The sequence below is a fragment of the Catellatospora sp. TT07R-123 genome, assembly GCF_018327705.1.
GTDB lineage: Bacteria > Actinomycetota > Actinomycetes > Mycobacteriales > Micromonosporaceae > Catellatospora.
Genome location: NZ_BNEM01000002.1, coordinates 205497 through 231880, shown reverse-complemented (window position 1 = coordinate 231880; position 26384 = coordinate 205497). Strand labels below are relative to the sequence as shown.

At 73.4% G+C, this 26384-nt stretch carries 20 protein-coding genes; 14 read left to right on the top strand and 6 right to left on the bottom strand.

What is annotated here, in order from left to right:
• Positions 1-10: 10 nt before the first annotated feature.
• The 3 genes from Cs7R123_RS21340 to Cs7R123_RS21330 all read right to left on the bottom strand — a co-directional run bounded on the left by Cs7R123_RS21340 (position 11) and on the right by Cs7R123_RS21330 (position 4613).
• Complete coding sequence (locus Cs7R123_RS21340; protein ID WP_212829479.1) at positions 11-2236, bottom strand: xanthine dehydrogenase family protein molybdopterin-binding subunit; 2226 nt, start codon at positions 2234-2236, stop codon at positions 11-13.
• Positions 2233-3228 carry a xanthine dehydrogenase family protein subunit M gene (locus Cs7R123_RS21335; protein ID WP_212829478.1) on the bottom strand — a complete coding sequence of 332 codons (996 nt, stop codon included), beginning with the start codon at positions 3226-3228 and terminating at the stop codon, positions 2233-2235. The genes Cs7R123_RS21340 and Cs7R123_RS21335 overlap by 4 nt, the downstream gene beginning before the upstream one ends.
• 785 nt (positions 3229-4013) lie before the next feature.
• Entirely contained in the window at positions 4014-4613 is a 600-nt protein-coding gene (locus tag Cs7R123_RS21330) for a hypothetical protein (protein WP_212829477.1), read from the bottom strand.
• 578 nt (positions 4614-5191) lie between these two features.
• On the opposite strand from Cs7R123_RS21330, the gene Cs7R123_RS21325 reads away from it, so the two are divergent.
• Complete coding sequence (locus tag Cs7R123_RS21325; protein WP_374707008.1) at positions 5192-6247, top strand: helix-turn-helix domain-containing protein; 1056 nt, start codon at positions 5192-5194, stop codon at positions 6245-6247.
• 12 nt (positions 6248-6259) lie between these two features.
• Complete coding sequence (locus Cs7R123_RS21320) at positions 6260-6592, top strand: PCC domain-containing protein (RefSeq protein ID WP_212829475.1); 333 nt, start codon at positions 6260-6262, stop codon at positions 6590-6592.
• A 120-nt stretch (positions 6593-6712) separates the two neighbouring features.
• On the opposite strand, the gene Cs7R123_RS21315 is transcribed toward Cs7R123_RS21320, so the two are convergent.
• On the bottom strand, positions 6713-7231 hold the full coding sequence (locus Cs7R123_RS21315; RefSeq protein WP_212829474.1) for a (2Fe-2S)-binding protein: 519 nt from the start codon (positions 7229-7231) through the stop codon (positions 6713-6715).
• A 173-nt stretch (positions 7232-7404) separates the two neighbouring features.
• Between Cs7R123_RS21315 and Cs7R123_RS21310 the strand changes: the two genes are divergently transcribed.
• Genes Cs7R123_RS21310 through Cs7R123_RS21300 form a run of 3 tightly spaced genes read left to right on the top strand, consistent with a single transcriptional unit; the run spans position 7405 to position 11817 of the window.
• Complete coding sequence (locus Cs7R123_RS21310; RefSeq protein WP_212829473.1) at positions 7405-9801, top strand: phosphoketolase; 2397 nt, start codon at positions 7405-7407, stop codon at positions 9799-9801.
• Complete coding sequence (locus Cs7R123_RS21305) at positions 9798-10850, top strand: universal stress protein (protein WP_212829472.1); 1053 nt, start codon at positions 9798-9800, stop codon at positions 10848-10850. Before Cs7R123_RS21310 ends, Cs7R123_RS21305 begins: the two co-directional genes overlap by 4 nt.
• 28 nt (positions 10851-10878) lie before the next feature.
• Complete coding sequence (locus Cs7R123_RS21300) at positions 10879-11817, top strand: Dyp-type peroxidase (RefSeq protein WP_212829471.1); 939 nt, start codon at positions 10879-10881, stop codon at positions 11815-11817.
• Between the two features lie 5 nt (positions 11818-11822).
• On the opposite strand, the gene Cs7R123_RS21295 is transcribed toward Cs7R123_RS21300, so the two are convergent.
• Entirely contained in the window at positions 11823-14597 is a 2775-nt protein-coding gene (locus Cs7R123_RS21295; RefSeq protein ID WP_212829470.1) for an AAA family ATPase, read from the bottom strand.
• A gap of 128 nt (positions 14598-14725) precedes the next feature.
• Between Cs7R123_RS21295 and Cs7R123_RS21290 the strand changes: the two genes are divergently transcribed.
• Positions 14726-15811 (top strand): S8 family serine peptidase, encoded by a 1086-nt coding sequence (locus Cs7R123_RS21290; protein ID WP_212829469.1) that lies wholly within the window; start codon positions 14726-14728, stop codon positions 15809-15811.
• 14 nt (positions 15812-15825) lie between these two features.
• Here the strand turns inward: Cs7R123_RS21290 and eccCa are convergent, their stop codons facing one another.
• Positions 15826-19827: a type VII secretion protein EccCa gene (eccCa, locus tag Cs7R123_RS21285; RefSeq protein ID WP_212829468.1), complete on the bottom strand. Its 4002-nt coding sequence runs from the start codon at positions 19825-19827 to the stop codon at positions 15826-15828.
• A gap of 146 nt (positions 19828-19973) precedes the next feature.
• On the opposite strand from eccCa, the gene eccD reads away from it, so the two are divergent.
• From eccD to Cs7R123_RS21245, 8 genes are all read left to right on the top strand, one after another.
• Positions 19974-21356 carry a type VII secretion integral membrane protein EccD gene (eccD, locus tag Cs7R123_RS21280; RefSeq protein WP_212829467.1) on the top strand — a complete coding sequence of 461 codons (1383 nt, stop codon included), beginning with the start codon at positions 19974-19976 and terminating at the stop codon, positions 21354-21356.
• A gap of 3 nt (positions 21357-21359) precedes the next feature.
• Positions 21360-22742, top strand: coding sequence for a type VII secretion protein EccB (gene eccB / locus Cs7R123_RS21275; RefSeq protein ID WP_212829466.1), 1383 nt, complete (start codon positions 21360-21362; stop codon positions 22740-22742).
• A gap of 167 nt (positions 22743-22909) precedes the next feature.
• Positions 22910-23194, top strand: a complete 285-nt coding sequence (locus Cs7R123_RS21270) for a WXG100 family type VII secretion target (RefSeq protein WP_212829465.1) — start codon at positions 22910-22912, stop codon at positions 23192-23194.
• 46 nt (positions 23195-23240) lie between these two features.
• Positions 23241-23522 carry a WXG100 family type VII secretion target gene (locus Cs7R123_RS21265; protein WP_212829464.1) on the top strand — a complete coding sequence of 94 codons (282 nt, stop codon included), beginning with the start codon at positions 23241-23243 and terminating at the stop codon, positions 23520-23522.
• A gap of 25 nt (positions 23523-23547) precedes the next feature.
• Positions 23548-23889, top strand: coding sequence for a hypothetical protein (locus tag Cs7R123_RS21260; protein ID WP_212829463.1), 342 nt, complete (start codon positions 23548-23550; stop codon positions 23887-23889).
• 30 nt (positions 23890-23919) lie between these two features.
• Positions 23920-25554 (top strand): WXG100 family type VII secretion target, encoded by a 1635-nt coding sequence (locus Cs7R123_RS21255; protein WP_212829462.1) that lies wholly within the window; start codon positions 23920-23922, stop codon positions 25552-25554.
• Positions 25555-25591: 37 nt separating this feature from the next.
• Positions 25592-26008, top strand: a complete 417-nt coding sequence (locus Cs7R123_RS21250; RefSeq protein WP_212829461.1) for a YbaB/EbfC family nucleoid-associated protein — start codon at positions 25592-25594, stop codon at positions 26006-26008.
• 15 nt (positions 26009-26023) lie between these two features.
• Entirely contained in the window at positions 26024-26377 is a 354-nt protein-coding gene (locus Cs7R123_RS21245) for a hypothetical protein (RefSeq protein ID WP_212829460.1), read from the top strand.
• Positions 26378-26384: the final 7 nt, after the last annotated feature.

The window sequence follows — 26384 nt, the reverse complement described above, 5'->3', positions numbered from 1 at the left end:
CAGCCCCCGCCTAGAGCAGGTCTTCGATGGTGATCGGCAGCTTGTGCAGCCGCCTGCCGGTGGCGTGGTGGATCGCGTTGGCGATCGCGGCGGCGGTGCCGACCATGCCGACCTCACCGACCCCCTTGACGCCCAGCGGGTTCACGACCGTGTCGGTCGACTCGATCGTCTCGATGACCACGTCCGGCGCGTCGGCGTTGACCGGCACCAGGTATTCGCCGAGGCTGGCGTTGGCCCAGCGGCCGTCGGGGCCCATCTGGGTGCCCTCCAGCAGCGCGTGGCTCATACCCCAGATCATGCCGCCCATCAGCTGGCTGCGCGCGGTCTTGCGGTTGAGGATCCGCCCGGCGTCGAACACGCCGATGAGCTTGCGGACCCGGACCAGCCCCAGGTCGGGGTCGACGGCGACCTGCGCGAACTGGGCGCCGAACGTCATCGACCCGGCGCTGGTGTCCGGCGGCGGGTTCCACGTGCCCACCGCCTCGGCGTCGGCCATGAACGCCCGCTGGAGCAGCGCGGCGTACGTCTCGCCGACGTCGGGGCGCTCGCGCAGTGACATCCGGCCGTCGGTGACCGCGACGTGCTGCGGGTCGGCGCCGTGCAGCGGCGAGCGCGGGTCGGCGGCGGCCTGGGCGACGAGCTGGTCGCGCAGCGCCGTGGTCGCCACGTGCACGGCGGCGCTGACCATTCCGGCCCCGGCCGAGCCGACCGCGGCGGCGGTGTTGGGCAGGTCGCTGTCGCCGTACTGGAAGCGGACCCGCTCCAGCGGCACGCCCAGGCCGTCGGCGGCGACCTGCGTCATCGCGGTGGCCGCGCCGGTGCCGATGTCGGAGATGCTGGCCTGCACCACGGCGCTGCCGTCGGCGTAGAGGCGGGCGCGGGCGCGCTGCGGGTTGCCGGGCTGGTAGCACGGGTAGGCGCTGGTGGCCATGCCCCAGCCGAGCAGGGTGTTCCCGTCGCGCAGGGTGCCCGGTCGCGGGTCGCGCCGCTCCCAGCCAGCGAGTTCCGCACCGCGCTGATAGCACTCGCGCAGCTTCTTGCTCGACCACGGGCCGCCGGCCGGGCTGGTGTCGGCGTGGTTGCGCAGCCGGATCTCCAGCGGGTCCAGGCCGAGCTTGTCGGCGAGCTCGTCCAGCGCGGTCTCCAGCGCGAACATGCCCGACGCCTCGCCGGGGCAGCGGGTGAACGTCGGCGTCATGGTGTTGGCCCGGATCAGCCGGTACACGCCCTCGTAGTTCGGGCAGGCGTAGAGCTGCGACGCCACCCCGAGCGACGGCTCGGCCCAGTCGTCGAAGTGCGAGGTGGGGGAGAGCTTGTGATGGCGTATGGCCGTGAGCCGCCCCTGCCCGTCGGCGCCGAGGGTCAGCTGTTGCTCCTGCGCCTCGCGGTGCCCGACCGAGCTGAACATCTGCTCGCGCGACAGCGCCAGCCGCACCGGCCGCCCCACGTGCCGGGCGGCCAGCGCGGCCAGCGCGGGGTGGTCCCAGATCATCGCCTTGCAGCCGAAGCTGCCGCCGACGAAGTTCGTCACCACGCGGATGTGCGAGGGCATGACGTTGAGGAGTTCGGCCAGGGTGTGCAGGGTGGCGTTGGGACCCTGGGTGGCGTCGTACACGGTGAGCCGGTCGCCCTCCCACACCGCGGTGGTGGCCGAACACTCGATCGGATTGTGGTGGTTGGCCGCGTACCGGTAGCCCAGCTCGACGGTGACCTCGGCCTGGGCCAGCCCGGCGGCCACGTCGCCGCGCTCGACCCGGCCCGGCAGGAACCCGCCGAAGATCCGCTGCGCCTCGTACGCCTGGTCGCGCCCCTGCTCGACCGTGGTGACGAACGGCGCGGCGGCGTAGTCGACGTGCAGCAGCGTCGCGGCGTGCTCGGCGCGCTCCAGGGTGTCGGCGACGACCACGGCGATGTGCTGGCCCGCGTAGTGGACGACCTCGTCCTGCATCGGGAAGAACGTCTGCCCGGTCGCGGCGGCCCCGGCCAGCGACGGCATCAGCGGCGGGACCGACCCGCCCTTGGGCAGGTTGAGGTGGGTGAGCACCGCGAGCACCCCTTCGGCCTGCTCGGCGGCGCGGGTCTCGATCGAGATGATCCGCCCGGCCGGGATCCGCGCGCCGACGACCACCGCGTGGACCAGGCCGGGCAGCGGCACGTCGGCGGAGTACCGGCCCGCGCCGGTGACCTTCGCCGGGCCGTCGACCCGGTCGAGCGGGCGTCCGATCGCGGTGGTCACGGCGTGGCCCCTCGCGCGGTGACGGTCTCCAGCGCGCGGACCATCGTGCGCCGCGCCAGCTCGATCTTGAAACCGTTCATGGCCCGCGGCACGGCGTCGGCCATCTCCTCGCGGGCGGCGTGCAGGAAGTGCTCGTGCGTGGCCGGACGGCCCAGCAGGGCGTGCTCGGCGCGCCGGGCCCGCCACGGCTTGGTGGCCACCCCGCCCAGCGCCAGGCGCACCTCGGCGACCCGGCCGTCCTCGACCCGCAGCGCCAGCGCGACCGACACCAGCGCGAACTCGTAGCTCTCCCGGTCGCGGACCTTCAGGTACAGCGAGTTGCGGGCCGCCGGCAGGGGCGGGACCTCGATCGCGGTGATCAGGTCGCCGTGGCCGAGCGGGTGCTCGCGCTCGGGCGTCTCGCCCGGGGCGAGGAAGAAGTCGTCGACGGCGTACGCGTGGTGCCCGTCGCGGTTCTGCACGTGGATGATCGCGTCCAGTGCGGTCAGCGCGACGGCCGCGTCCGACGGGTGGGTGGCGATGCAGTGCTCGCTGGTGCCCAGCACGGCGTGGCCCCGGTTGACGCCGGCCAGCGCCGAGCAGCCCGCGCCCGGCTCGCGCTTGTTGCACGCCGCCTCGTGGTCGCGGAAGTACGAGCAGCGGGTGCGCTGGAGCATGTTGCCGCCCATCGAGGCCATGTTGCGCAGTTGCGCCGACGCGCCCAGGATCAGCGCCTCGGCCAGCAGCGGGTAGCGCTGGGAGACGATCGGGGACATGGCGACGTCGTTCATGCGCGCCAGCGCGCCGAGGCGTACGGCGCCGTCGGGCTGGAGCTCGATGTGGTTGATGGGCAGGTCGTTGATGTCGACCAGGCGCTGGCTCGGCTCGGCGTAGATGCGCAGCATGTCGACCTTGGTGGTGCCGCCGGCCAGGTAGGCGGCGTCGGGGTCGGCGGCGACGGTGGCGATCGCGGTGGCGACGTCGGCCACTCGGCTGTAGCTAATGGCTCTCATGCTCTGGGTGTGTACCTTTCTCGCCATGGCTTCACCCCCTGACCTGGGTCACTGGCCAGGTAATTCACGCGGCCGGTACGTCCGACAGTCCAACAAGCGAGAGGGCGAGAGCGAGGCATGCCCGCCACGTAGCGGGACGTGCATCTCACCCCGTTCGAGCGGTACCCGATGCCGCCCGGGTTCGTAGGTATGAGGATATCGGCCTTTCAGGCTTTTCCGGCGTAGAAAGTATCGAGTTCGGGAGCAGGCCAGCCAACATTTAGAGACCCTCTGAAGCGGCGTTAGTTCCGTCGGAAGATCATCTGGCGCGTGTAAGAGCCCTCGGCGGCCGGGGTGCGATCCGGCGTGCCGAGGGCTCATCTCAGAGCTTCGGTGGTCGGTAGGAGGGATGGGGCGCCATCCGGGCCGGCGATGATGCCTTCTCGGACTACGCTGGCGCTGCTGTCACTTCCCAGGCAACCGAGCCGTCGGACTCTAGGAGCTGGACTGTCAGAGACTCTGTCAGGTCGGGAGGCAGTGTCGCGTCCACGAACCACGTACGCGGCCGTTTCCCCAGCTTGCCGTGGTCCCCGCCGCTGCCCCCCGGCAGTTCCATTCCCGATGCGGTAGCGACACGGACGGACCTCATGTCCGGCTGCCACTCTTGGTCATCGGGGGACTGAGGGGGCGGATAGGCCGGGCCTTCTATGACCAGGTAGAGCCGCTGGTCCGAAGACGCGGCGACGACGAGACGAATCTCAGCGTCCGACTGATCTCCCTCGGGTAGCCATATGCTCATGGCACCCTCACACGATGTCCGCGCACCCCTCCAAACTTACAGCCTCGCCGGGGTAGGGATTGAAGTGCTCGTAGAGCATGTCACCGTTGCTGTCGGCCTCCGCGTACCCGAGCAGCTTCCACCACGTCGAGTAACCCCAGTCCACGCAGTTCCGCGTCGGGTTGTCGCCACCGCTGCCCGTCACGTACTTCCACCCGTCGCCGTACTGAACGGTGGTGATGTCGTCCGAGGTGGGGCCGTTCCACAGGCTGACGCGCAGCCGGATGGAGATGGCCGCCGAACAGGTGGCGGAGATTCCGAAGTGCATCGTGTGGCTGGTCTGGTTACCGGAATAGGTGGGCTTGGGGGCGCTCCACGCGGTACACGTGATCACCTGGGGCGACACGGTGAACACGACCGCCTTGCCGGAGGCCGTCTTCTCCGTGCGGATGCTGAAGTCCACCGGCTTGCCGTTGTCTGCTACGAGATACGCGAACGGCACAGCGTCGGCCGGGATCTCCATCCGTACCTCGGTCTTCGCCGGCCCGGCATACGCCGGGCCGTTGAGCAGCGGGACAAGCATCGCCAGCAGGGCGATCGCGCTCAGTCGAGCGGTTAGCTGTCGCACGTTGTTACTCCTTCGGAGGGTTGGGATAGGCGGTGGTGCCGGAGTGACGGCTACCAGTTCGTCGAGCAGGCCCTGCTTGATCGTCGAGAGGCAGTCCGTCGGCTGAAGCAGAAATGCCACCTCGGGCAGGACTACGACCGGGGGCGCGGCCTGGTCGTCGCGGATATGCGCTGGGGGAGCGCGTACTCGGCCGTGTCCTCGGTGGCCCAGGCCGGGCGGTCGCCGGTCACCGGAGGGCCGCCGTGACGCGGTCGGCCCATTCGCGGGTCGAGCACGGGAACCACACGACGACACTGTTCGTGCCCTCGGGGGCCATAAGACATCCCCAGCAGACGCCGCCGTGGTCGACGTGCGTCGCGATCACGAGCACAGCCGTCTCGGCGGCTGCGGCTATGTCCGTGTCTGTAGTGAGCATCGTTGATCCCCTCCCATGGCGGGCGTACCGTCTGCCTTGGGCGTGAGGCGGCCGGATCTCGGATCTACGACCGCCCCGCGCTGGTAAGAGCGTCACTCGCCACAGGGATGACGGTCACTGGATACGCGTGCCGCAAAGAACTTGCCGCAAGCCGGGGGTATCGATGATTACGGGCAGGGACCTTCGCGCGGCCCGTCGCGCGATGGACATGACTCTCGATGTCGTGGCCCACCGAGGTGGGCTCTCATCAGGGCATCTTTCCCGCGTGGAGAGTGGCCTGCGTGAGGTGACGCCTGCGCTCGTCGCCCTGTATGAGCGAGTGACGGGCCGTGTGATCGAAGCTTCCCCGGATGATCTATCGAGCCTTAATGTGGACGACGTGCACAGACGAGATGCGTTCAGGCTGGCCGGTGCCACCTTGGCCGGCAGCTTCGGGGACGGTGAGGAGGCGCGGGTCAATGACGACGCCGTCGCCTGTGCGCAGTGGCTCAGCTGGGAACTGTGGCACCGCGACCGCGTAGACCTCCACGAAAGCGAGATCCCGACCGAGCTCCGTGCCGGGGCCGCGCAGCTCTTGCGCGAGCTTCAGATCATCCGGAGCGGGACCGGCGAAGTACGTTTCGCGCATGCGGGACTGATCGACTTCCACATCGCGGCACGTGTATACGCGGGTATCGCGGTGTCGAATCCGGCACTGCTCGCCACAGCGCAAACCAGCCATGCTACCGACCAGGTCATCCGCCAGTTCGTAGAGCAGGACGGGTCGAGCGCTCGCTCTTTGTCTGCGTGGATGACCTCGGGCTCTAGTCCTGTCCTGCGTGTGAACGCGGCTGGCATTCTGGCGAAGGTGCCATCGCCTACGCTCGCCGATGGCGTGATCACGGCGTTGCGGGCTGACCGGCCTGCGCGACAGCTCTACGTGACCGCCGTCGCGCATCGGGTCCTCGGGATTCCGTGGTCTGCGGCGCTGTCGCTGACTGACCGGCACGCCCACGGTACGACTCCCGAACTGTACGCCGGCCAGCTGGCCGCCGAGCTGAGGAACCCTCGCGATGCTGCTGCCCGGTGGTGTAGCGCAGTTCTGTTGCATGACCTGGGCCTTGCCGGACACGAACCTGTGCGGGCCGCCGTTGTGTCTGCGCTCCACACAGAGAGCGCACGGGAGAATCTTCGGACTATGGCCGCACTCCTGGCCGGTGTCAGCCCAGTCAACCCCTGATGAGGAAGAGCAATGCTTCTAGTGTCTGTCCAGCCGGGGCAGGAAGTCATGGAAACCATCGCGACTCAGCTCGCGGAGCGTGGCGTTACGGACGGGGCGGTCGTGTCACTCATCGGTGCCGTCGATGAGTGTTGCATCTCGAACATGCCTGCCGACGACGCCAGCAAGGACATCCTCACTGAGTATCGGCAGCCATTCGAGCTGACGGGGACCGGGGAGATCAAAGACGGGAAGGTGCATCTTCACGTAGTCCTCGGTCGCGAGGGTGACGCCGCGCTCGCGGGTCACCTTCACTGGGCGCGGGTCGAAACGTTCTTCGTCAACGCCTATGTACTGGCCCTGTAGGGCCTTGGCAAATTGTGATGCACGGCTCGGAGGCGTAGGGCTCCCTGGCGGAGCCCTCGTCCCTGCGCATCCCGTGTGACAAATTCACTGGTAGATGCCAGGTTATCCAACGGTGTGAACCTAGCGGGCCGCATGCGGCACCCCGTCGCGTACCTCGCGGATGGCGGCGCGGATGTTCGGGTACGCCGCGCAGCGGCAGATGTTGCCGCTCATCCACTCGCCGATCGCGGCGTCGTCGTCGGCGTGGCCCTCGTCCAGCAGCGCGACGGCGGACATGATCTGGCCGGGGGTGCAGTAGCCGCACTGGAACGCGTCGTGGCTGAGGAACGCCTTCTGCATGGGGTGGAGGTGCCCGTTCTCGGCCAGGCCCTCGATGGTGGTGATCTCGCGGCCCTCGCAGGCGATGGCCAGCGTCAGGCAGGACACGACGCGGCGCTTGTCCACCCATACCGTGCACGCGCCGCAGGCGCCCTGGTTGCAGCCCTTCTTGGTGCCGGTGAGGTCGACGACGTCGCGCAGGCAGTCCAGCAGGCTCACCCTGGGTTCGATGCGTACGACGTGGGTGCGTCCGTTGATGTTGAGCACCACGTCGACCGGGCCGGGACCCGATTCGGCGTCGGGCAGGTTGGAAGCCGACATCGCTCCTCCTAGTGGCAGGCCTTCCCGTCACGCTATAGCGCCGGGTCGGCATACTCGGGCAAATTCGCATTTCGGACATTGCCGTAAAAGCGCAGGCGGCGGCCTGGATCTCAGGCCGACGAGGCGGACATTTTCCATGCGGACCGGGGTCTAAACCGGCGAAGATCGGTCATATGACCCTGCAATCGCACGGCACCGACACCACCGCGGGGGTGGTGCACCTCAGCCATGAGGACCTGACCCGCATCGACACCTGGTGGCGCGCGGCGAACTACCTCACCGTCGGCCAGATCTACCTGATGGACAATCCGCTGCTGCGCGAGCCGCTGCGCCCGGAGCACATCAAGCCGCGGCTGCTCGGGCACTGGGGGACCAGCCCCGGCCTGAGCCTGATCTGGGCCCACCTGAACCGGGCCGTCATCGCCCGCGACCTCGACGCCATCTACGTCACCGGCCCCGGCCACGGCGGCCCCGCGATCGTGGCCAACACCTGGCTGGAGGGCACCTACAGCGAGCTGTACCCCAGCGTCGACCGGTCCGAGGCGGGCATGGCCCGGCTGTTCCGGCAGTTCTCCTTCCCCGGCGGCATCCCCAGCCACGTCGCGCCCGAGGTGCCCGGCTCCATCCACGAGGGCGGCGAGCTCGGCTACTCGCTCATGCACGCCTACGGCGCGGTGCTGGACAACCCGGATCTGCTGGCCGTGTGCGTGGTGGGCGACGGCGAGGCCGAGACCGGGCCGCTGGCGGCCAGCTGGCTGTGCAACACGTTCTGCAGCCCGCTCAGCGACGGCGCGGTGCTGCCGATCCTGCACCTCAACGGATACAAGATCGCCAACCCGACGGTGCTGGCCCGCATCCCGGAGGAGGACCTGCTGTCGCTGATGCGCGGCTACGGCTACCGCCCGATCCTCGTCTCCGGCGACGACCCCGAACGGGTCCACCACGAGTTCGCCTACGCCCTGGACCGGGCCCTGGACGAGATCAGGTCGATCCAGCGCCGGGCCCGGCGCGGCGAGGGCGACGCCCGGCCCCGCTGGCCGATGATCATTTTGCGTACGCCGAAGGGCTGGACCGGGCCGAAGGAGGTCGACGGCGTCACGTTGGAGGGCACGTTCCGCGCGCACCAGGTGCCGCTGGCGCAGGTGCGCGACAACCCGGCACACCTGGCCGAGCTGGAGCGCTGGCTGCGGTCGTACCGGCCGGAGGAGCTGTTCGACGCCACCGGCCACCCGTCCGCGCTGCTGGACCCGCTGGCACCGCGGGGGGACCGGCGTATGTCGGCCAACCCCCACACCAACGGCGGCCTGCTGCTGCGCGACCTGGTCCTGCCCGACATCGCGAACTACGCGGTGCCGGTCGAGGCCCCCGGCGCCGTCAGCGCCGAGGCCACCCGGGTGCTGGGGACCTGGCTGCGCGACGTGATGCGGGCCAACCCCGACCGGTTCCGGCTGTTCGCCCCCGACGAGGCGAACTCCAACCGGCTCGGCGCCGTGTTCGAGGTGACCGACCGGGTGTTCTCGGCCGACATCATCCCGGGCGACGACCACCTGGCGCGCTCCGGCCGGGTCATCGAGGTGCTGTCGGAGCACCTGTGCCAGGGCATGCTGGAGGGCTACCTGCTCACCGGCCGCCACGGCCTGCTGACCAGCTACGAGGCGTTCACGCACGTGGTCGACTCGATGGTCAACCAGCACGCCAAGTGGCTCAAGACGACCCGGACCATCCCGTGGCGGCGGCCGGTGGCGTCGCTGACGTACTTGCTGTCCAGCCACGTGTGGCGGCAGGACCACAACGGCTTCTCCCACCAGGACCCCGGCTTCATCGACCACGTGGTCAACAAGAAGGCCGAGGTCATCCGGGTGTACCTGCCACCGGACGCCAACACGCTGCTGTCCACCATGGACCACTGCCTGCGCAGCCGCCACTACGTCAACGTCGTGGTGGCGGGCAAGCAGCCGCAGCCGTCCTGGCTGTCCATGGCCGACGCCGCGCTGCACTGCCGCCGCGGCCTGGGCATCTGGGACTGGGCGGGCAACGACGCCGGGACGCTGCCCGACGTCGTCATGGCCTGCGCCGGGGACGTCCCGACGCTGGAGACCATGGCCGCGGTCGACCTGATGCAGCGCCACCTGCCCGGACTCAAGGTCCGCGTGGTCAACGTGGTGGACCTGATGCGGCTCCAGCCGGAGTCCGAGCACCCGCACGGCCTGCCCGACCGGCAGTTCGACGCGATCTTCACCACCGACCGGCCGGTCGTCTTCGCCTACCACGGCTACCCGTCGCTGATCCACCGGCTCACCTATCAGCGGGCCAACCACGACAACATCCATGTACGCGGGTACAAGGAGGAGGGCACCACCACCACGCCGTTCGACATGGTGATGCTCAACGACCTGGACCGCTTCCGGCTGGTCATCGACGTGATCGACCGGGTGCCGGGACTCGCGGTCACCGCCGCCGGGCTGCGCCAGCAGATGACCGACGCCCGCCAGCGCGCCCGCGACTACACCCGGGCCTACGGCACCGACGCGCCCGAGATCACCGACTGGACCTGGCCGGGCCGGCGATGAGCACGCACGACGACCCGCCGGGCCCGGTCGTCGTCGGCGTCGACGGCTCGGACTCCGCACTGCTGGCGGTGCGGCTCGGCGTCCAGGAGGCCGCCGCCCGGCACCTGCCGCTGCACCTGGTGCACGCGTTCATCTGGCCGCTGATGAACGTCAACACCGGCCCGTCGGAGTCCGGCCCGGCCACCGGCGGCCTGCGCCACGACGCCGAACGCGCCCTCGCCGACGCGGCCGCCGCTGCCGCCGCGGTCGACCCGGCCGTGGCGGTCACCGCCGAGCTGATCACCGGCGCGCCGGCTCCGGTGCTGATGCACGCGGCCAAGGACGCCAGCCTGCTCGTGATCGGCGACCGGGGCCTGGGCGGCTTCACCGGCCTGCTCGTCGGGTCGGTCGCTGTGCACTGCACCCAGCACGGGCGCACCCCGGTGCTGGTCGCCCGGGGCACCGAGCACCCCGGCGGCCCGGTCGTCGTCGGCGTGGACCTCGCCCTGGACAGCACCAACGCGATCGAGGCCGCGTTCGGCGAGGCCCGGCTGCGCAAGGCCGAGCTGCTGGCGGTGCACACCTGGACCCGCCACTCCGGCCACGGGCACGAACCGGTGCCCGGCGCGGTGCACCGCGACGACGCGCACCACGGCGCGGTCCAGGGCGGCGAGCCGCACCACGGCGCGGTCGTGCACGATGACAGCGACCACGTCGGCGGGGTGCAGGTGGGCGCCATCCGCCCCGGAGCGCCGCCGACCGAGCCCACCGGTGCCGCGCTGCTGCGCCAGGACCGCGCCACCGCCGTCGTCGCCGAGCGCGAGGGCCGCAGCCTGGCCGGGGCGCTGGCAGCGGTCCGCGAACGGCACCCGGACGTGACCGTACGCGAGCACCTCGTGCGCGGCCGCCCGGCCCGGGTCCTGGTCGAGCTGTCCGAGCAGGCCCAGCTCGTCGTCGTCGGCGGCCGCGGCTGCGGCGGTTTCACCGGCCTCGTGATGGGTTCGGTCAGCCACCAGGTGCTGCACCACGCCCGCTGCCCCGTGCTGATCGCGCCCCGCCCGGCCGCGTGACCGGCCGGGCCCGCAGAGAGGACCACGAATGACGGCAATCCCCGAGGCTGTGCTGCGGCCGCTGACCCGCGACGCGCTCATCCTGGTGCTGACCGTCGACCCCGGCGGTGAGCAGACCGTACGCGACCTGCTGCCCGACCTGTCCGGTCTCCAGCGCTCGGTCGGGTTCCGTGAGCCCGACGGCGACCTCAGCTGCGTGGCCGGGATCGGCTCGCAGGTCTGGGACCGGCTGTTCGGCGGCGCCCGCCCGGCCGAACTGCACCCGTTCCGGGAGGTGGCAGGGCCGGTGCACCGGGCCGTGGCGACCCCGGGCGACCTGTTGCTGCACCTGCGCGCCCAGCGGCCGGACCTGTGCTTCGCGCTCGGCGCCGAGATCATGAAACGGCTCCGCCCGGCGGTGACCGTCGTCGACGAGGTGTACGGCTTCAAGTACTTCGACGTCCGCGACCTGCTCGGCTTCGTCGACGGCACCGAGAACCCGGTCGGCCCGGACGCCCGCGACGCCGTCGTGGTCGGGCCGGAGGACCCGCCGTTCGCGGGCGGCAGCTACGTGATCGTGCAGAAGTACCTGCACGACCTCGACGCGTGGAACGCGCTGTCCACCGAGGCGCAGGAGCGGGCGATCGGGCGCACCAAGCTGGCCAACATCGAGATCGACGACGCCGCCAAGGCCGCCGACTCCCACGTCGCGCTGACCACCATCGTCGACCCCGACGGCACCGAGCGGCAGATCCTGCGCGACAACATGCCGTTCGGGTCGGCCGGGCACGGCGAGTTCGGCACGTACTTCATCGGCTACTCCCGCACGCCGACGGTGACCGAGCGGATGCTGGACCGGATGTTCCGCGGCGACGGGACCTCGGGCCACGACCGCATCCTGGACTTCTCCACCCCGGTCACCGGCAGCCTGTTCTTCGCCCCGAGCGGGGAGTTCCTCGACGACCCGCCCGGCCCGCCGGGGACCTGACCCGGTCAGTGCAGCGGGACGAAGTCCTCCGGCAGCAGGGTGGACAGCTCCTCGACGGTCGGGTCGGCGATCAGGCACACCCGGCCCGCCTGCCGGGTGATCATCGAATCGAGCAGGCGGCGCGCGTACCGGCCGTTGCCGAACGCGCGGCCGCGCGGCAGCTGCTCGACGTGGCGCAGCAGCAGCGCCTTGGCCTCCAGCGTCGGGGCGTACCCCGACTCGGCCGCGTGCTGCTCCAGGATCGTGACCAGCTGCTCGGGGCCGTAGTCGGCGAAGTGGACGGTACGGGAGAAGCGCGAGGCCAGCCCCGGGTAGCCGTCGAGGAACGCCGCCATCTCGTCGGCGTACCCGGCCGCGATCACCACCACGTCGTCGCGGTGGTCCTCCATCAGCTTGATCAGCGTGTCGACGGCCTCGCGGCCGAAGTCGCCGCCGGTGCGGTCGCCGGGCGCCAGCGTGTACGCCTCGTCGATGAACAGCACCCCGCCCCGGGCCCGGTCGAACACCTCCCGGGTGCGCTGCGCGGTCTGGCCGACGTACTCGGCGACCAGGTCGGCGCGGGTGACCTCGACGAGCTGGCCCCCGGCGAGCACCCCGAGCGCGGTGAGCAGCTGGCCGTACAGCCTCGCCACGGTGGTCTTGCCGGTGCCCGGGGCGCCGGAGAAGACCAGATGGCGGCTCAGCGGCGGCACCGGCAGCCCCGCCGCGACCCGGCGGCGGGCCGTGGACAGCAGGTTCACCGTGTCGGCGACCTCGCGCTTGACGTCGTCCAGGCCCACCATCGCGGCCAGCCGCGCCTGGAGCTCGCCGAGGTCGGGGCGCTGCCCGTCGCCGGTGCGGATGCCGCCGGTCGGCGGCGGCCCGATGTCCTCCGGCAGCAGCCGGGTCAGCTCCGGCCCGGACACCGCGTCGAGCTTGGCCAGCCGCTGCGCCTGCCGCCCGACCGCCTCCTCGAAGACCTTGCGCGCGGTGCGGCCGTTGCCGAACGTCGCGTCGCGGGGGATGCGCGCGAACAGGTCCGCCAGCGTCTGGCTGGTGCCGTAGTCCAGGGTGTACCGGTGGCGGCGGCAGAAGTCCTCCACGATGGTCACCAGCTCCGGCACCGAGTAGTTGCCGAACTCGATGGTCTTGGTGAACCGCGACGCCAGACCCGGGTTGGACGCCAGGAACGTGCGCATCTCGTGCGAGTAGCCGGCCGCCACCACCACGATGTCGTCGCGGTGGTCCTCCATCAGCTTCACCAGGGTGTCGATCGCCTCCTGGCCGAAGTCGGCGCCGCCGCCGCTGTCGGCCGACAGCGCGTACGCCTCGTCGACGAACAGCACCCCGCCCAGGGCCGACTCGAACTTCTCCGTGGTCTTGATCGCGGTGCCGCCGATGATCTGCGCGACCAGGTCGGCCCGCGACACCTCCACCACGTGGCCCTGCCGCAGCGCGCCCAGGGCGCGCAGGATCTGGGCGTACAGGCGCGCGATGGTGGTCTTGCCGGTGCCGGGCGGCCCGGCGAAGACCAGGTGGCGGCTCATCGGCGGGGCGGGCAGCCCGGCCGCCTCCCGCCTGCGGGCCAGCAGCTGGAGGTTGACCAGCATGCTGACCTCCTGCTTCACCCCGGCCAGGCCGACCAGCGCGTGCAGCTCGTCCAGCAGCGCATCGACCGAGGCCGCCGGGACCGGCGGTGGCGCGGGCGCCGTGGCCTGGGTGGCGGCCGGGGCGGGGGCCATGGCGGCTCCTTCGGGCAGGGGCGAGTCGGGCGCGCCGTTGGCGCGGCTGTCCAGCCCGGTCACGACGAGGTCGGTGCCGCCGGTGTGCCGCAGCCCGGCCCCGCCGTTGTCGTACACGGCGCAGCCGGTGAGCACGGTCGGGCGGACGGTCTCGACGCGTACGCCGTCGCCGGTGTTGCCGTACACCTCGGTGCGGGTGATCCGGGCCGTGCTGTCGGGGTCCAGCAGCAACCCGGCCCCGCCGTTGCCGTGTACGCGGCACCGGTCCACGGTGACGTCGCCGCCCGGCCCGACCCGCAGCCCGTCCCCGGCCGCGCCGCTGACGGTGCAGTCCTCGAACACCGGGCGCGCCTCGCCCATCACCAGCACCCCGGTGTCGGCGGTGTCGGTGATGGCCAGCTGCCGGAACACGGTGCTGCTCAGCTTGTCGACGGCGACCGCGGGCGCCTGGGCCCGGCTGATGGTGCAGCGCTCCAGGGTGCCGCGCGCGCCGTCGGTGGCCACGACGGCGTTGCCGCCGGTCTGGCTGACGGCGCAGTCGCGCAGCACCGGATCGGCGCCGGACCGCAGCACCACCCCGGACGTGCCGATCGGGTGGAACACGCAGTGCTCGACCAGCGCGGTCGTCTGCTCCACCGCGATCAGCCCGGCCCCGCTCGGGTTGGCCACCACGCAGCGGCTCATCGCCAGATGGGCGCGGTTGCGCAGGTACACCGCGGCCGCCGCCGTCGACCGGATCCGGCAGTCCTCCAGCCGCAGCCGCCCGACCGGCACGTCGACCGTCGCCAGGTCGGCATCGGAGCTGGTGAACGTGATCCCGGTGATGGTGGCCGACTCGGCCTCCAGGGTCAGCGCGCTGCCCGCCGCCGCGGTGACCACGACCGAGTCCGGGCCGTCCTCGCCGGTGATCGTGCACGGCACCCGCAGCCGCAGCGACTCCCGGTAGGTCCCGGCCTGCACGGTGATGACCGCACCCGGCTGGGCCAGGTGCAGCGCGTCGCCGATGGTGCGCGGGCAGCCGGGCAGGGTGGGGGAGACGGTGATGACCCGGTCGTTCAAGGGTTCCTCCGGGGCTGGCGGGCAACGTGCGCGAATAGGACCGCGGGCCCATGCCGGGGCGCGGGCACCCCCGTAGCCTGCGGCGCGGGGCGGGCGCCGGGCCTGCCCGACGAGACCGGGGTGAACGGATGGTTCGGCTGATCGCCGCGATCGCGGGCGCCGCCGCAGTGCTGGCCCCGGCCCCGGCGGCGTACGCGGCCGGGGCCGGGCCGTGCCTGCCCGCCGCGACCACGGTCCGGCCGGGCGTGCCGTGGGCGCAGGACCTGCTCGGCCCGCAGCGGATCTGGCCGCTGACCCGGGGCGGCGGCGTCACCGTCGCCGTGGTCGACACCGGCGTGGACGCGGTGCCGCAGCTGGCGGGCCGGGTCACCGGTACGCGCACCGACTGCGCCGGGCACGGCACCTTCGTCGCCGGGATCGTCGCGGCGGCCCCCGCCGACGGCGCCGGCTTCACCGGCCTGGCACCGGCGGCGACCGTGCTGTCGGTCGCGGTCACCGCCGACGCGTCCCGCCGCCCGCCGCAGGCCCAGCTCGCGGCCGGCATCCGTACCGCCGCCGCCCAGGGCGCAGACGTCATCGCCGTGGCACTGCCGCTGTGGCGCGCCGGGGACGAGCTGCTCAGCGCGGTGCAGGAGGCGGCCCGCCACGACGCGCTGGTGGTCGTGCCCGCCCTCGCCCCGCAGGACGGCGACCCGGCCCTGGACCCGCGGCTGCTCGACCTGGTCCTGGCGGTCGGCGGCATGGACGCCCAGGGCGCCCCGGTCGCCGACACCGCCGCCCCGGCGGACCTGCTGGCCCCGGCCGCCGAGATCGTCAGCACCGGCCCGCGCGGCCCCGGGCACCTGGCGGCCGGGGGCACCGGCTACGCGGTGCCGTTCGCGGCGGGAGCGGCCGCGCTGGTGCGCGCGTACCACCCCGATCTCACCGCGGCGCAGGTCAAGCGGCGGCTCACCGTCACCGCCCGCACCGCCGGCGGCGTCCTGGACGCCTACGCCGCGGTCACGGCGGTGCTGCCCGAGGAGCTCGGCACCCGCCCGGCCGAGACGGCACCCCGGCCGGTGACCGTCGCGGCCCCGGTGCGGTCCGACCGGCGGGCCCTGGTCGTCGCGGCGTACGCCGTCGGGGCCGCCGTGGCGGTGCTGGCCGGGCTCGCGGTGCTGGCCGTGCTGCTGCCCCGGGCCCGGCGCCGCGGCAGGCGAGCGGTCGCGCGCTGACGCGGACCGGCCCGTCACGGCCGGTCACGGGGGGACAGGGCGGTCTGCACCAGCAGCGCCGCGCGGCGGCGGCTGACCAGCTGGGCGCGGCCGCGCGGCAGGCGCCGGGGCTTGGCCTCGCCGAGGAAGGAGCCCTCCTCCTTGTCGTACGAGAACAGCAGCGCGTCCCCGCCCAGGTCCCACAGCCGCCGCAGCACCGGGTCCATCATCATCGCCCGGCTCGCCCCAGCCGTGGTGCGGGCCAGCACCAGGTGCAGGCCCACGTCGGCGCCCTGCGGCAGCGCGTCCAGCAGCGGCTCCAGCGGGCTGCCGTGCCCGCCCGACAGCAGGTCGTAGTCGTCCACGAGCACGAACAGGTGCGGGCCGACCCACCAGTCGCGGCGGCTGAGTTGCTCCGGGGTGATGTCCGGGCCGGGCAGCCGCTCCCGGATCGCCTCCATCGCCTGCTTGACCAGGTCGGTCAGCGCCGGGCCGGACACCGCGTAGCCGACCTGGCTGTCGGGCGGCACCGCGTCGAACAGGGTGCGCCGGGCGTCGGCGACCAGGACCCGGGCCTGGCCCGGCGGGTTGTTCGCCACGATCGACGCCGCGATCAGCCGCAGCAGGTTCGTCTTGCCCGACTCGGACTCGCCGAACACCAGCAGGTGCGGCGAGGCGTCGAAGTCGTGCCACACCGGGGCGAGCTGCTGCTCGTCCAGGCCCAGCGCGACCCGGCGCGGCGCGGCCGGGGCGGGCAGGTCGGCGGCCGCGACGAGCTGCGGCAGCAGCCGCACCGGCGGCGCGGCCGGGCCGGTCCAGGCGTCGGCGCTGCGCGCACCGGTCAGGCGCACCGCCTCGGCCAGGTCGTCGGTGCGGGCCAGCCCGTCCAGGCGGGGCAGCGCGGCCAGGAAGTGCAGCGCGTCGCGGGTCAGGCCCCGGCCCGGCACGGCCGGCACGTTCGCGGCCTGGCGCATCCCGACCTCCGAGTCGACCGGGTCACCCAGGTGCAGCTCGAACCGGGTGCCCAGCAGGTCGCGCAGCCACGGCCGGATCTCCGACCAGCGCGAGGCGGTCACCACCAGGTGCACGCCGTAGTTGAGGCCGCGTGTGGCCAGCTCCGAGAACGACGGCTCCAGCGTCTCGAAGTCCTGGTGCAGCGTCAGCCAGCCGTCCACGACCAGGAACACGTCGCCGTATCCGTCGTCGGCGCCCTCGGGCAGCCGCCCCTCGGCCCGCCCCTGCCGGTACGCGGCGATGCTGTCGACGCCGTGCGCGGCGAACCGCTGCTCCCGCCGGGCCAGCAGATCGGCGACCTCGGCGACGGTACGCGACACCCGCTCGCGGTCCAGCCGCCCCACCACCGTGCCGACGTGCGGCAGCCCCGCCAGCCCGGCCAGGCTGCCGCCGCCGAAGTCCAGGCAGTAGAACTGCACCTCAGCCGGGGTGTGCGTGAGTGCCAGCGCCGTCACCAGGGTCCGGACCAGGGTGCTCTTGCCGCTCTGGGTGCCGCCGCCGATGCCGACGTGCCCGCCCGCCCCGAGCAGGTCGGCCATGAGCAGGTCGCGGCGCTGCTCCAGCGGCCGGTCGATCACCCCGACCGGCACCCGCAGCGTGCCGGTGCCGCCCTGCCGGGTCGACAGCCCGAACCGCGGATGCGGCAGCACCGGCGGCAGGAGCTGGTCCAGCGTCGGCGGCTGGGCCAGCGGCGGCAGCCACACCTGGTGCGCCTGCGGGCCGTGGCCGACCAGCCGCGCCGCGATCACGTCGAGCAGCCGGGCGCTGCCGACCGCCTCGGCGTCGGCCGGTGCCGGTTCGGGCGCGGCGTCGGGCTGCTCGGGCAGCGGCACGTGGCCCAGCCCGTACGGCACCAGGCCCAGGCGGGCCTCCTCGCGGCGGGCCCGGCGCTCGGCCCGGCGCAGCGCCGCCGACACGTACGCGGCCTTGAACCGGATCAGGGTGCTCATGTCGGCGCGCAGGTAGCCGTTGCCGGGGGCTGACGGCAGCTCGTACGCGTCGGGCACGCCGATGACGCTGCGGCTCTCGATCGCGGAGAAGGTGCGCAGGCCGATGCGGTAGGACAGGTGCGACTCCAGCTGGTGCATCCGGCCCTCCTCCAGCCGCTGCGAGGCCAGCAGCAGGTGCACGCCGAGGCTGCGGCCCAGCCGCCCGATCATCACGAACAGGTCGATGAAGTCGCGTTTGGTCGCCAGCAGTTCACTGAACTCGTCCACCACGATCAGCAGAGTGGGCAGCGGGTCCAGCGGCGCGCCCTCGGTGCGGGCCTTCTCGTAGTCCTTCAGCGCGCTGAACCCGGACTGGCGCAGCAGCTCCTGGCGGCGTACCAGCTCGCCCTGCAGCGTCTCCTGCATCCGGTCGACCAGCGGCAGCTCGTCGGCGAGGTTGGTGATCAGCGCCGAGGTGTGCGGCAGCGTCTCCAGGCCGAGGAACGTCGCCCCGCCCTTGAAGTCGACCAGGATGAAGTTCAGCACGTCGGAGGAGTGGGTGACGCCCAGCGCCAGCACCAGGGTGCGCAGCAGCTCGCTCTTGCCCGACCCGGTCGCGCCGATCAGGATGCCGTGCGGGCCCATGCCGCCCTGCGCGGCCTCCTTCAGGTCCAGCTCGATCGGCGTGCCGTTGGACGACACCCCGATCGGCACCCGCAGGTGGTCCCAGCGCGAGCGCCCCGCCCGCACCGCGTCCGGGTCGAACGTCTCCGGGTCGCCCAGCCCCAGCAGCGTCGTCAGGTCCAGGTCGACGGTGAGCGAGTCGGTGGTCTCCACCGACGCCCCCAGCCGGTACGGCGACAGCCGCCGCGCCAGCCCCGCCGCCCCCGCCGGGCCCAGCCGGTCGGGCACGCCCAGCCGCGTCGAGGTGTCCCGGCCGCGGCTGTCCGCGCCGACCATCTCGACCCCGTCCGGCCCGGCCAGCAGCCGCAGCGTCAGCGGGTCGGCGGCCCAGCGCAGCGCCCCGCTGACGTCGACCACGGTCGCGTTGCGCACGCTGCCCGCCGCGAACCGCGCCGTCGGCGGGATGATCGCCCCGTCCACCACGATCACCGTGTACGGCTCGTCGCGGTGCGGCAGCGCCGGATCGTCGAACCTCGGCCGCTCCGCGAACGACGGGCCGAGCAGCCGCTCCAGGTCGGCGAAGTTCTCCGCGAGCAGCCGGGCCGCGCCCGCGCCGTCGCCGTGCCCCGGGTGCTGGGCGTGCGGCAGCCACTTCACCCAGTCCCAGCGCTCCTGCCGCTCCGGCGGGGCGCACACCACGATCCGCAGGTCGTCGGGGCTGTGGAAGGTCGCCAGCTGCGCCAGCATCGCCCGGACCAGACCGAGCACGCCGTCGTCGGCGTCCGGTCCGGAGCCGTCCTCGGCGGTGCCGGACGGGGCGAGCAGCACCCGCGCGAAGCCGCGCAGCTGCACCGCGACCGGCAGCCCCGGCACACTCCAGTGCGCCTCGATGAACCGGCGCAGCGCCTGCGCGCACAGCGGCTCCAGGTCCTCCACCGGCTTGGTCTGCGGCGGGGTCAGCGTCACCGTCAGCCGCTGGCTGCCCAGGCCCAGCCGGATCTCGCCGAAGTCGGCGGAGGTCGGCCGCCGCTCCCACATGCGCCGCTGCCCGGCCAGCGACCACAGCGCCGCCGGATGCGGATGCGTCCACGCCAGCGCCTTGGCCTGCCGGACCGCCACCTGCCGCACCTGGCGGCGCATCTGCGCCAGGTAGCGCAGGTAGTCGCGGCGCTCGCCGCGCAGCCGCCGCCTGCGGTCACCGCCGCCGCGGCCGAGCTGCCCGACCAGCATGCCCAGCCCCGACACGCCCATCATGCCGCCGGCCAGGTAGCTCAGCGACGACCCGCCCGGCTGGATGAAGATCAGCGCCATCGCGCCGGAGCCCAGCGCCGCCGGCAGGTACGTGAACGCGGCCGACAGATCCGCCCCGCCCACCTCCGGCAGCGTCGGCGGCTCCTGCAGGACCAGCTCGCCGCGGGGCAGGGACGGCCCCGGCTGGCGGGCCGGGCGGCGGAACACGACCGTCGTCACCTGGCCCCCTCCCGGGCGACATGGCTACGCACCGGATCATTCTGCGTGCCGCTGACCGGCCTGACTTGGGTCCGCGGGCCCATGTTCGCGCCGCCTCCGCGTCACTACTGTCGCCGCGTGAACGACATGGCCGGGCCAGGCACCCGATGAGCGCCCCCGCGGCCGAACGCTGCCGCATCACCGTCGTCGCCCCGCAGCGGTCGCTGGACCTGGCGGTCCCGGCCAACATCCCGCTCGTCGACGTGCTGCCCGCGATCGTGGACCTGCTCGGCGCCGACGCCGCGCAGGAGTACGCCGGACGCGGGGTGGTGCTGCAGCGCCTCGGCGGCGGCGCCCTCGACGAGGACCAGACCGTCACCGCGCTGGGCCTGCGCGACGGCGACCTGGTCTACCTCAGCCCCCGCGACACTCCGATGCCGACCTTCCCGCATGACGACCTGATCGACGGCGTCGCGGGCAAGGTGCGGGAGAGCTCCGGCCGCTGGTCCCCGGCGCTGACCCGCGGCAGCCTGCTGGCCTCGGCCGCCGCCGGGCTCGCCTTCAGCCTCGGGGCGCTGCTGCTGCCGGGCCCCGCCGCGGCCCGGACCCTCACCGCGGGCGTGCTGGCCGCGGTGCTGCTGGCCGGGGCCGCCCTCGCCGCGCGGGCCCTGGCCGACCGGGCTGTCGCGCTGCTGCTGGCCCTGGGCGGCGTCGGCGCCGCCGCGCTCGGCGGGTCGCTGCTGCCGGAACTGTCCGGGGCGACCACGGTGCCGCCGGGCGCGCGCCTGGCCGCCGCGGTCGCCGCGACAGCGGTCACCGGTGCCGCGGCCGCCGCGGCGATCAGCGGGCTCGGACCCGCCCTCGGCCTGGTCGCGGCCGTCGCGGGCGCCGCCGCGCTCGGCGGGCTGCTCCAGGCCGGAGGGCTGGCCACCACCGAGGGCGCCGCCGCGACGGTCGTGGTGCTGATGCTGCTGCTCAGCCCGGCCGTCCCGACGCTGGCGTTCCGGCTGGCCGGGATGCGGCTGCCCGACCTGCCGACCAGCGTCGCCGACATCACCCGCGAGGTCGAGCCCATCCCCGACGACCTGCTCAGCCGCCGCAGCGCCCTGGCCGACGCGTACGTCACCGCGGGCTACACGGCCATCGCGGTGACCGCCGCCGTTGCGGCCGCGGTGCTGCACCGGGGCGGCTGGGCGGCGCTGACCCTCACCGGCACGGTGTCCGTGCTGCTCCTGCTGCGGTCGCGGGTGCTCACCGGCGCCTGGCAGCGGCTCGCGCTGCTGGGCGCGGCCGCCGCCGGGATCGCGCTGCTGGTGCTGCGCGCCGCACTCGACGGCGGCGCGGTGACCCGTACCCTCGTCGTGCCCGCCGCCGGGCTGGCCGCGACCGTGCTGCTGCTGGCCGCGCTGCGGGCACCCGCCGGGCGCAGGCCCCGCCCCTACTGGGGGCGCCTGGCCGAGATCGGCGAGACGACGCTGGCCGTGGCGCTGATCCCGCTGCTGCTGGCGGTGCTCGACGTGTACCGCCGCGTCCGCGGCCTCGGCGGCTGAGCCGTGCAGACCAAACGCGACCAGTTGCAGGCCCACAACTTCGTGGTCGGGCGGATGCGCTCGGCGCTGCTGCACGGCGACGCCGACGCCCTGGAGACCCCGACCCGCCGCTTCAGCGTCGCCGCCTTCGCCGGAGCGCTGGTCGCGGGGCTGATCGCCGCGGCCTGCGGGGTCTACGGCCTGTTCTTCCCCGGCGGGGACGACGGCTGGCGCGCCTCGGGCTCGATCATCGTCGAGCAGGAGACCGGCGCCCGCTACCTGTACGACCCGACCACCGAGACGCTGCACCCGGCGCTCAACTACGCCTCCGCCCGGCTCGTCGCCGGAGCCGGGGCCGTCGTGCGCACCGTGTCGACCAGATCCCTGTCCGGCGTACGGCACGGACCGGCCCTGGGCATCCCCGGCGCCCCCGACGACGTGCCCGCCCCGGCCGAGCTGTCCAGCGCGCCGTGGCTGGTCTGCGCGGCCCCCGGCACCGCCCCGTCCACGACCGTCGTGCTCGGACAGGACCTGCCCGCCGCACCACTGCCCGAAGACCAGGCGGTGCTGGTGGCGACCCCGGCGGGGCAGCGCCACCTGATCTGGCACACCCGGCGGCTGCGGGTCGTCGACGCGACCGCCTCCGTGGTGTTCGGCCTCGACGCGACCCGGCCCGTCCCGGTCGCCGACACCTGGCTCAACGCCGTCCCGGCCGGACCGGACCTGCGGCCGCCGGACCTGGCCGGGCGCGGGAGCGCCGGACCGGTCGTCGACGGGGTCGCCACCCGGGTCGGGCAGGTGCTGCGCATCGCCGCCGACGCCACCGGCAGCGCCGAGGACTACCGGCTGGTCCTGCCGGACGGCCTGCTCGCGGTCCCGCCCACGGTCGCGGGCCTGGCGCTGGCCGACCCCGCCAACCGCGCCGCCTACCCCGGCGGCGAGCCGCGCGCGATCGCGGTCAGCTCCGCCGGGGTCGTCGCCGCGCCGCGGTCGGCGGCCGACCTCGACTTCGCCGACCTGCCGCAGCGCCCGCCCACGCTGCTGGCCCCGGCGGACCTGGGCGGGCGCTCGCTGTGCGCGCGAACCGCGGTCGACGGCCAGGCCCGGCAGGACCTCGTGCTGGCGGCGGTGGCAGGGCTGCCCGCCGCGACGCCCCGGCGCGGCGACGACTCCCGGGCCGCGGAGCACATCGCGGTCCCGGCGGGCGGCGGCGTGCTGGCCCGGACCGGGCAGGCCCGGTACCTGATCACCGACCTCGGGCTGGCGTTCCCGCTCAGCCCCGGCGGCGCCACCGCGCTCGGCTACGACGCCGCCGCGGCCGCCGAGGTGCCCGCGACGCTGCTCGCGCTGGTCCCGCGCGGGCCGGTGCTCGACCCGGCCGCGGCGGGCGACTTCGCGCAGCGCTGAGGCGGCCCCGCGCGGCGGCGGGTGGGTCCGCGGGCCCATCCGTCGCTGGGTGAGGGCCCCGGCACCGCCCGTGATTTGGGTCTTCGGCAGCGGCACCGGTTCCCACTACGGTTCGGGGCGAGGACCGGCCGTCCGACAGCGACGGCCCACAGGAGAGGTGACCTGCGATGGCCACGATGAACCTGCAGATCGACGCGGCGCAGCTGCGCGCCGCCCTGTCCGAGTTCCAGCAGTACTCCGCACAGGTGGAAGCGATCCGCAAGACCGTGGACGGCTCCATCCGCGGCATCGGCAACAGCTGGTACGGCCCGGCCCGCAACAGCTACAACAACGTCGTCGACCAGTGGCTGGCCGACTACCAGAGCACCGTCAACGCCCCGCTGCAGAACCTGATCGTCTGGTTCGGCCAGATGATCGAGACCATGGAGACGGCCGAGGCCCAGAACTCCTGACCACCGACCGTCCACCCGTACCGCAACTCGCAGGGGAGCAGCCACCATGGCATTCGGAATCACGTACGAGGTCGTCAACGGCGCCGCCGACCAGCTGCGCGCCCAGAACCGGGCCCTCAGCGAGGTCGTGGAGCACATGCGCGCCACGGCCAGCGCCCGGTTCGCCCAGTGGAACGCGCTCAGCGTCACCACCTACACCGACGCCCAGACCAAGTGGAACAACTCGGCCGGGGTCATGAGCGGTGACCTGGAGGCCAACGTGCAGCGCCTGATGACCATCGTCGCCAACTACCAGGACGCCGACCGCCGCGCCTCCGGCGGCCTGTGACCGGCCCGGACGAGAGGAACCCGCCGTGGCCGCCCAGCTGACCGTCGACGCCGCCCTCATCAACGGCGCCGCGTCGAAGTTCCTGCTGCTGCCCCCGATCCTGGACGCCCCGCAGAACGAGTTGCAGCCGCTGCCCGGCGCGCTCAAGGTCGGCGCCTTCACCGAGGGCAACACGCTGGTCACCACCGTCACCACCGGGGTGACCTCGTTCGTGACGGCGCTGGAGAACCTCCAGCTCGCCTTCGCGGACCTGTCCGCCGGGCTCACCACGGCGGCGACCACCCTCACCGACGCCGACGAGGACAACGACACCCTCGCCACCACCGACATCTCCGCCATCGGCACCCGCTACGGCGGCTCCCGGTAGCCGGAACCTGACCGAAGTCGCGGAGGAACCGTGCCGGCGAGCGAATGGGCGTCCTGGGACTGGCGCAAGGTCCAGGAGATCCTGGTCGGCGACGTACGCCGCGACGGCTACACCCACATCAACGAGCGCGGTGCGGCCAGCCCCCAGACGCTGTGGGACATCTCCTCGGCGCTGGTCAAGGTGTCGACCGCGCTGACCAGCTCGCTGACCGAGATCGAGAAGCAGCGCACCGCCCTGATCACCTCGCACAAGTGGACCGGTGACGCGGCGACCGCGTTCGACACCGTGCTCACCCAGCTGCGCACCATGATCCGGGAGAACAACACGCTGCTGACCCGGCCGGTGCGCAGCTACGACGACCTCATCCTGACGTCGGGCAACGCCCTCAACACGGCGATCAACGCGATCATCGAGCTGAACTACCAGGGTGCGCGCGAGACCAAGGCCCGCTACGACAGCCTGTACGAGACCTGGCGCAACGAGGTCGTCTACACCGAGTACGGCTGGTACCCGGACCCGCCGCACCAGCCGTGGTTCACCAACGGCAGCGGCGAGACCGTCTACACGCCGTCGGCGTACTCCGACATCGACAACAGCCTCAGCGAGCGCGCCCGCGCCATCCTGACCACGCTGGCCACGGCGTACCAGGACGTCACGACGTCGCTGACCGCGCTGAAGGTCACCACGACGCTGCCGCCGCCGGTCACGCCGAACCCCAACGGGCCCAACACCAACACCCCGCCGCCCAACCCGCCACCCCCGCCGAACATCCCGTCGCCGAACATCCCGGGGCCGAACTCGCCCGATCTGCCGGGTGGCAACTCGCCCGATCTGCCGGGGTCGAACTCGCCGAACATCCCGGGGCTGAACTCCCCGAACCTGCCCGGCTCGAACTCGCCGAACGTCCCCGGCCCGAACTCGCCCAACCTGCCGGGGTCCAACTCGCCGAACCTGCCCGGCGCGATCCCGAACCTGCCCGGTTCGAACTCGCCGTCGATCCCCGGCACGACCAGGCCGACCATCCCCGGCTCGAACTCCCCGGGCATCCCGGGCTCGGGTGTGCCGGGCCTGCCCGGCTCGGGTTCTCCCGGCATCCCGCCGGTCCTGCCCGGTGGTATTCCGGGGCGCCCCAGCATCCCGGGCAGCCCGTCCCTTCCCGGCTCACCCGGCGGCCTGCCCGGCGGCGGCGTACGCCCCGGCCTGCCCGGCGCCCCCGCGCTGCCTGACGGCACGTCACCGCCGGTGCGCTCGGAGTTCCCGTCCGCGGGCGGCTCGGCCGCGGCCCAGGACGTCACCCTCGGCCGCGGCGGCCCCGGCACCGGCGGCCTCGGCTCGACGTCGTCGCTGCTCGCGGCCCGCGGCGGCGGAGCGGGCGGGGCGGGCGGCAGCGGGACCGGCATGCCGTTCATGCCGATGTCGCCCGGTGCAGGCGGGGGCAAGAAGGACGGCGAGGAACGCGAACGCACCACCTGGTTGCAGGAGGACCGCGACATCTGGGGCGTCACCGACGACGTGGCCCCCGGCGTCATCCGCGGCGGCGACCCCGGCACGGCCGACGAGCCGGACTACGTGGTCACGCCGGGCGCGCCGGTGCCGGTCACCCCGGTGCCCCGGCCGGAGCAGCCGACGACCGCGCCCGCGCCCCGGCACGCGACGGGCCGCTGACCATGACGGGTACGGCGGCAGCCGGGACGGGAGCACCATGACGGCCGCGGATCGGGGCCTGGAGCAGGCCGCGGCGGACTACGCCCGGCACCGGGCGTTCGCGATCGAGGCGCACCGGCGCATGGCGGCGGTGTCGGCGACGATGACCTCGCCGCAGGGCCTGGTCACCGCCACCGTCGGTGCCCAGGGCGAGCTGAGGGCGCTGACCTTCAACTCCCAGGACTACCGGCGGATGGCCCCGGCCGAGCTGGCCCGCACCGTGCTCGACACCGTCGCCCGCGCCCGGCAGAGCGTGCTGCAGCAGCTGCTCGGCGAACTGCCCGAGGCGCCGGTGGGCGGCCTGAGCGTACGCGACCTGATGGAGGGCACCGCCGACCTGGAGCGGCTGCTGCCCGAACGGCTGGACCTGGACGGGCTGCCCTTCACCCGCCGTCCCGGCGGCCACGGACTGTGACCGGAGGCTGATGGCATGGCGCAGCAGTTGCGGGTGCAGGACCAGGTGCTGGTCGGCGCGTCCAACCGGCTCCAGGCCGCCGCGATGACCGTCGAGCGGGCCCGGATCGCGCTGGTCGCCGGGGTCGACCGGCTCGACGGCTGCTGGGGCGAGAACGACGAGGTGGCCCAGCAGTTCGTGTCCGAGTACGCCCCCGGCCGCGACGCCGTGCTCGAAGGCGCGGTCCAGGTCTCGACGCTGCTGCGGACGCTGGGTGAGCGGGTCGGGCGCACCGCGAACACCTTCGTCACCCTCGAACAGGACAACACGGCAGGTGTCCAGGCGCTCCAGCGCCGCATCGCCGAGCAGCCCGCCGTGCCCGCGGACTGATCCGGGT

Bases quoted from the DNA above. Each gene is read 5' to 3' on its own strand.
- Cs7R123_RS21335 (WP_212829478.1), bottom strand. From the start codon at position 3,228: ATGAGAGCCATTAGCTACAGCCGAGTGGCCGACGTCGCCACCGCGATC.
- Cs7R123_RS21325 (WP_374707008.1), top strand. From the start codon at position 5,192: ATGATTACGGGCAGGGACCTTCGCGCGGCCCGTCGCGCGATGGACATG.
- Cs7R123_RS21320 (WP_212829475.1), top strand. From the start codon at position 6,260: ATGCTTCTAGTGTCTGTCCAGCCGGGGCAGGAAGTCATGGAAACCATC.
- Cs7R123_RS21315 (WP_212829474.1), bottom strand. From the start codon at position 7,231: ATGTCGGCTTCCAACCTGCCCGACGCCGAATCGGGTCCCGGCCCGGTC.
- Cs7R123_RS21310 (WP_212829473.1), top strand. From the start codon at position 7,405: ATGACCCTGCAATCGCACGGCACCGACACCACCGCGGGGGTGGTGCAC.
- Cs7R123_RS21305 (WP_212829472.1), top strand. From the start codon at position 9,798: ATGAGCACGCACGACGACCCGCCGGGCCCGGTCGTCGTCGGCGTCGAC.
- Cs7R123_RS21300 (WP_212829471.1), top strand. From the start codon at position 10,879: ATGACGGCAATCCCCGAGGCTGTGCTGCGGCCGCTGACCCGCGACGCG.
- Cs7R123_RS21290 (WP_212829469.1), top strand. From the start codon at position 14,726: ATGGTTCGGCTGATCGCCGCGATCGCGGGCGCCGCCGCAGTGCTGGCC.
- eccD (WP_212829467.1), top strand. From the start codon at position 19,974: ATGAGCGCCCCCGCGGCCGAACGCTGCCGCATCACCGTCGTCGCCCCG.
- Cs7R123_RS21270 (WP_212829465.1), top strand. From the start codon at position 22,910: ATGGCCACGATGAACCTGCAGATCGACGCGGCGCAGCTGCGCGCCGCC.
- Cs7R123_RS21265 (WP_212829464.1), top strand. From the start codon at position 23,241: ATGGCATTCGGAATCACGTACGAGGTCGTCAACGGCGCCGCCGACCAG.
- Cs7R123_RS21250 (WP_212829461.1), top strand. From the start codon at position 25,592: ATGACGGCCGCGGATCGGGGCCTGGAGCAGGCCGCGGCGGACTACGCC.
- Cs7R123_RS21245 (WP_212829460.1), top strand. From the start codon at position 26,024: ATGGCGCAGCAGTTGCGGGTGCAGGACCAGGTGCTGGTCGGCGCGTCC.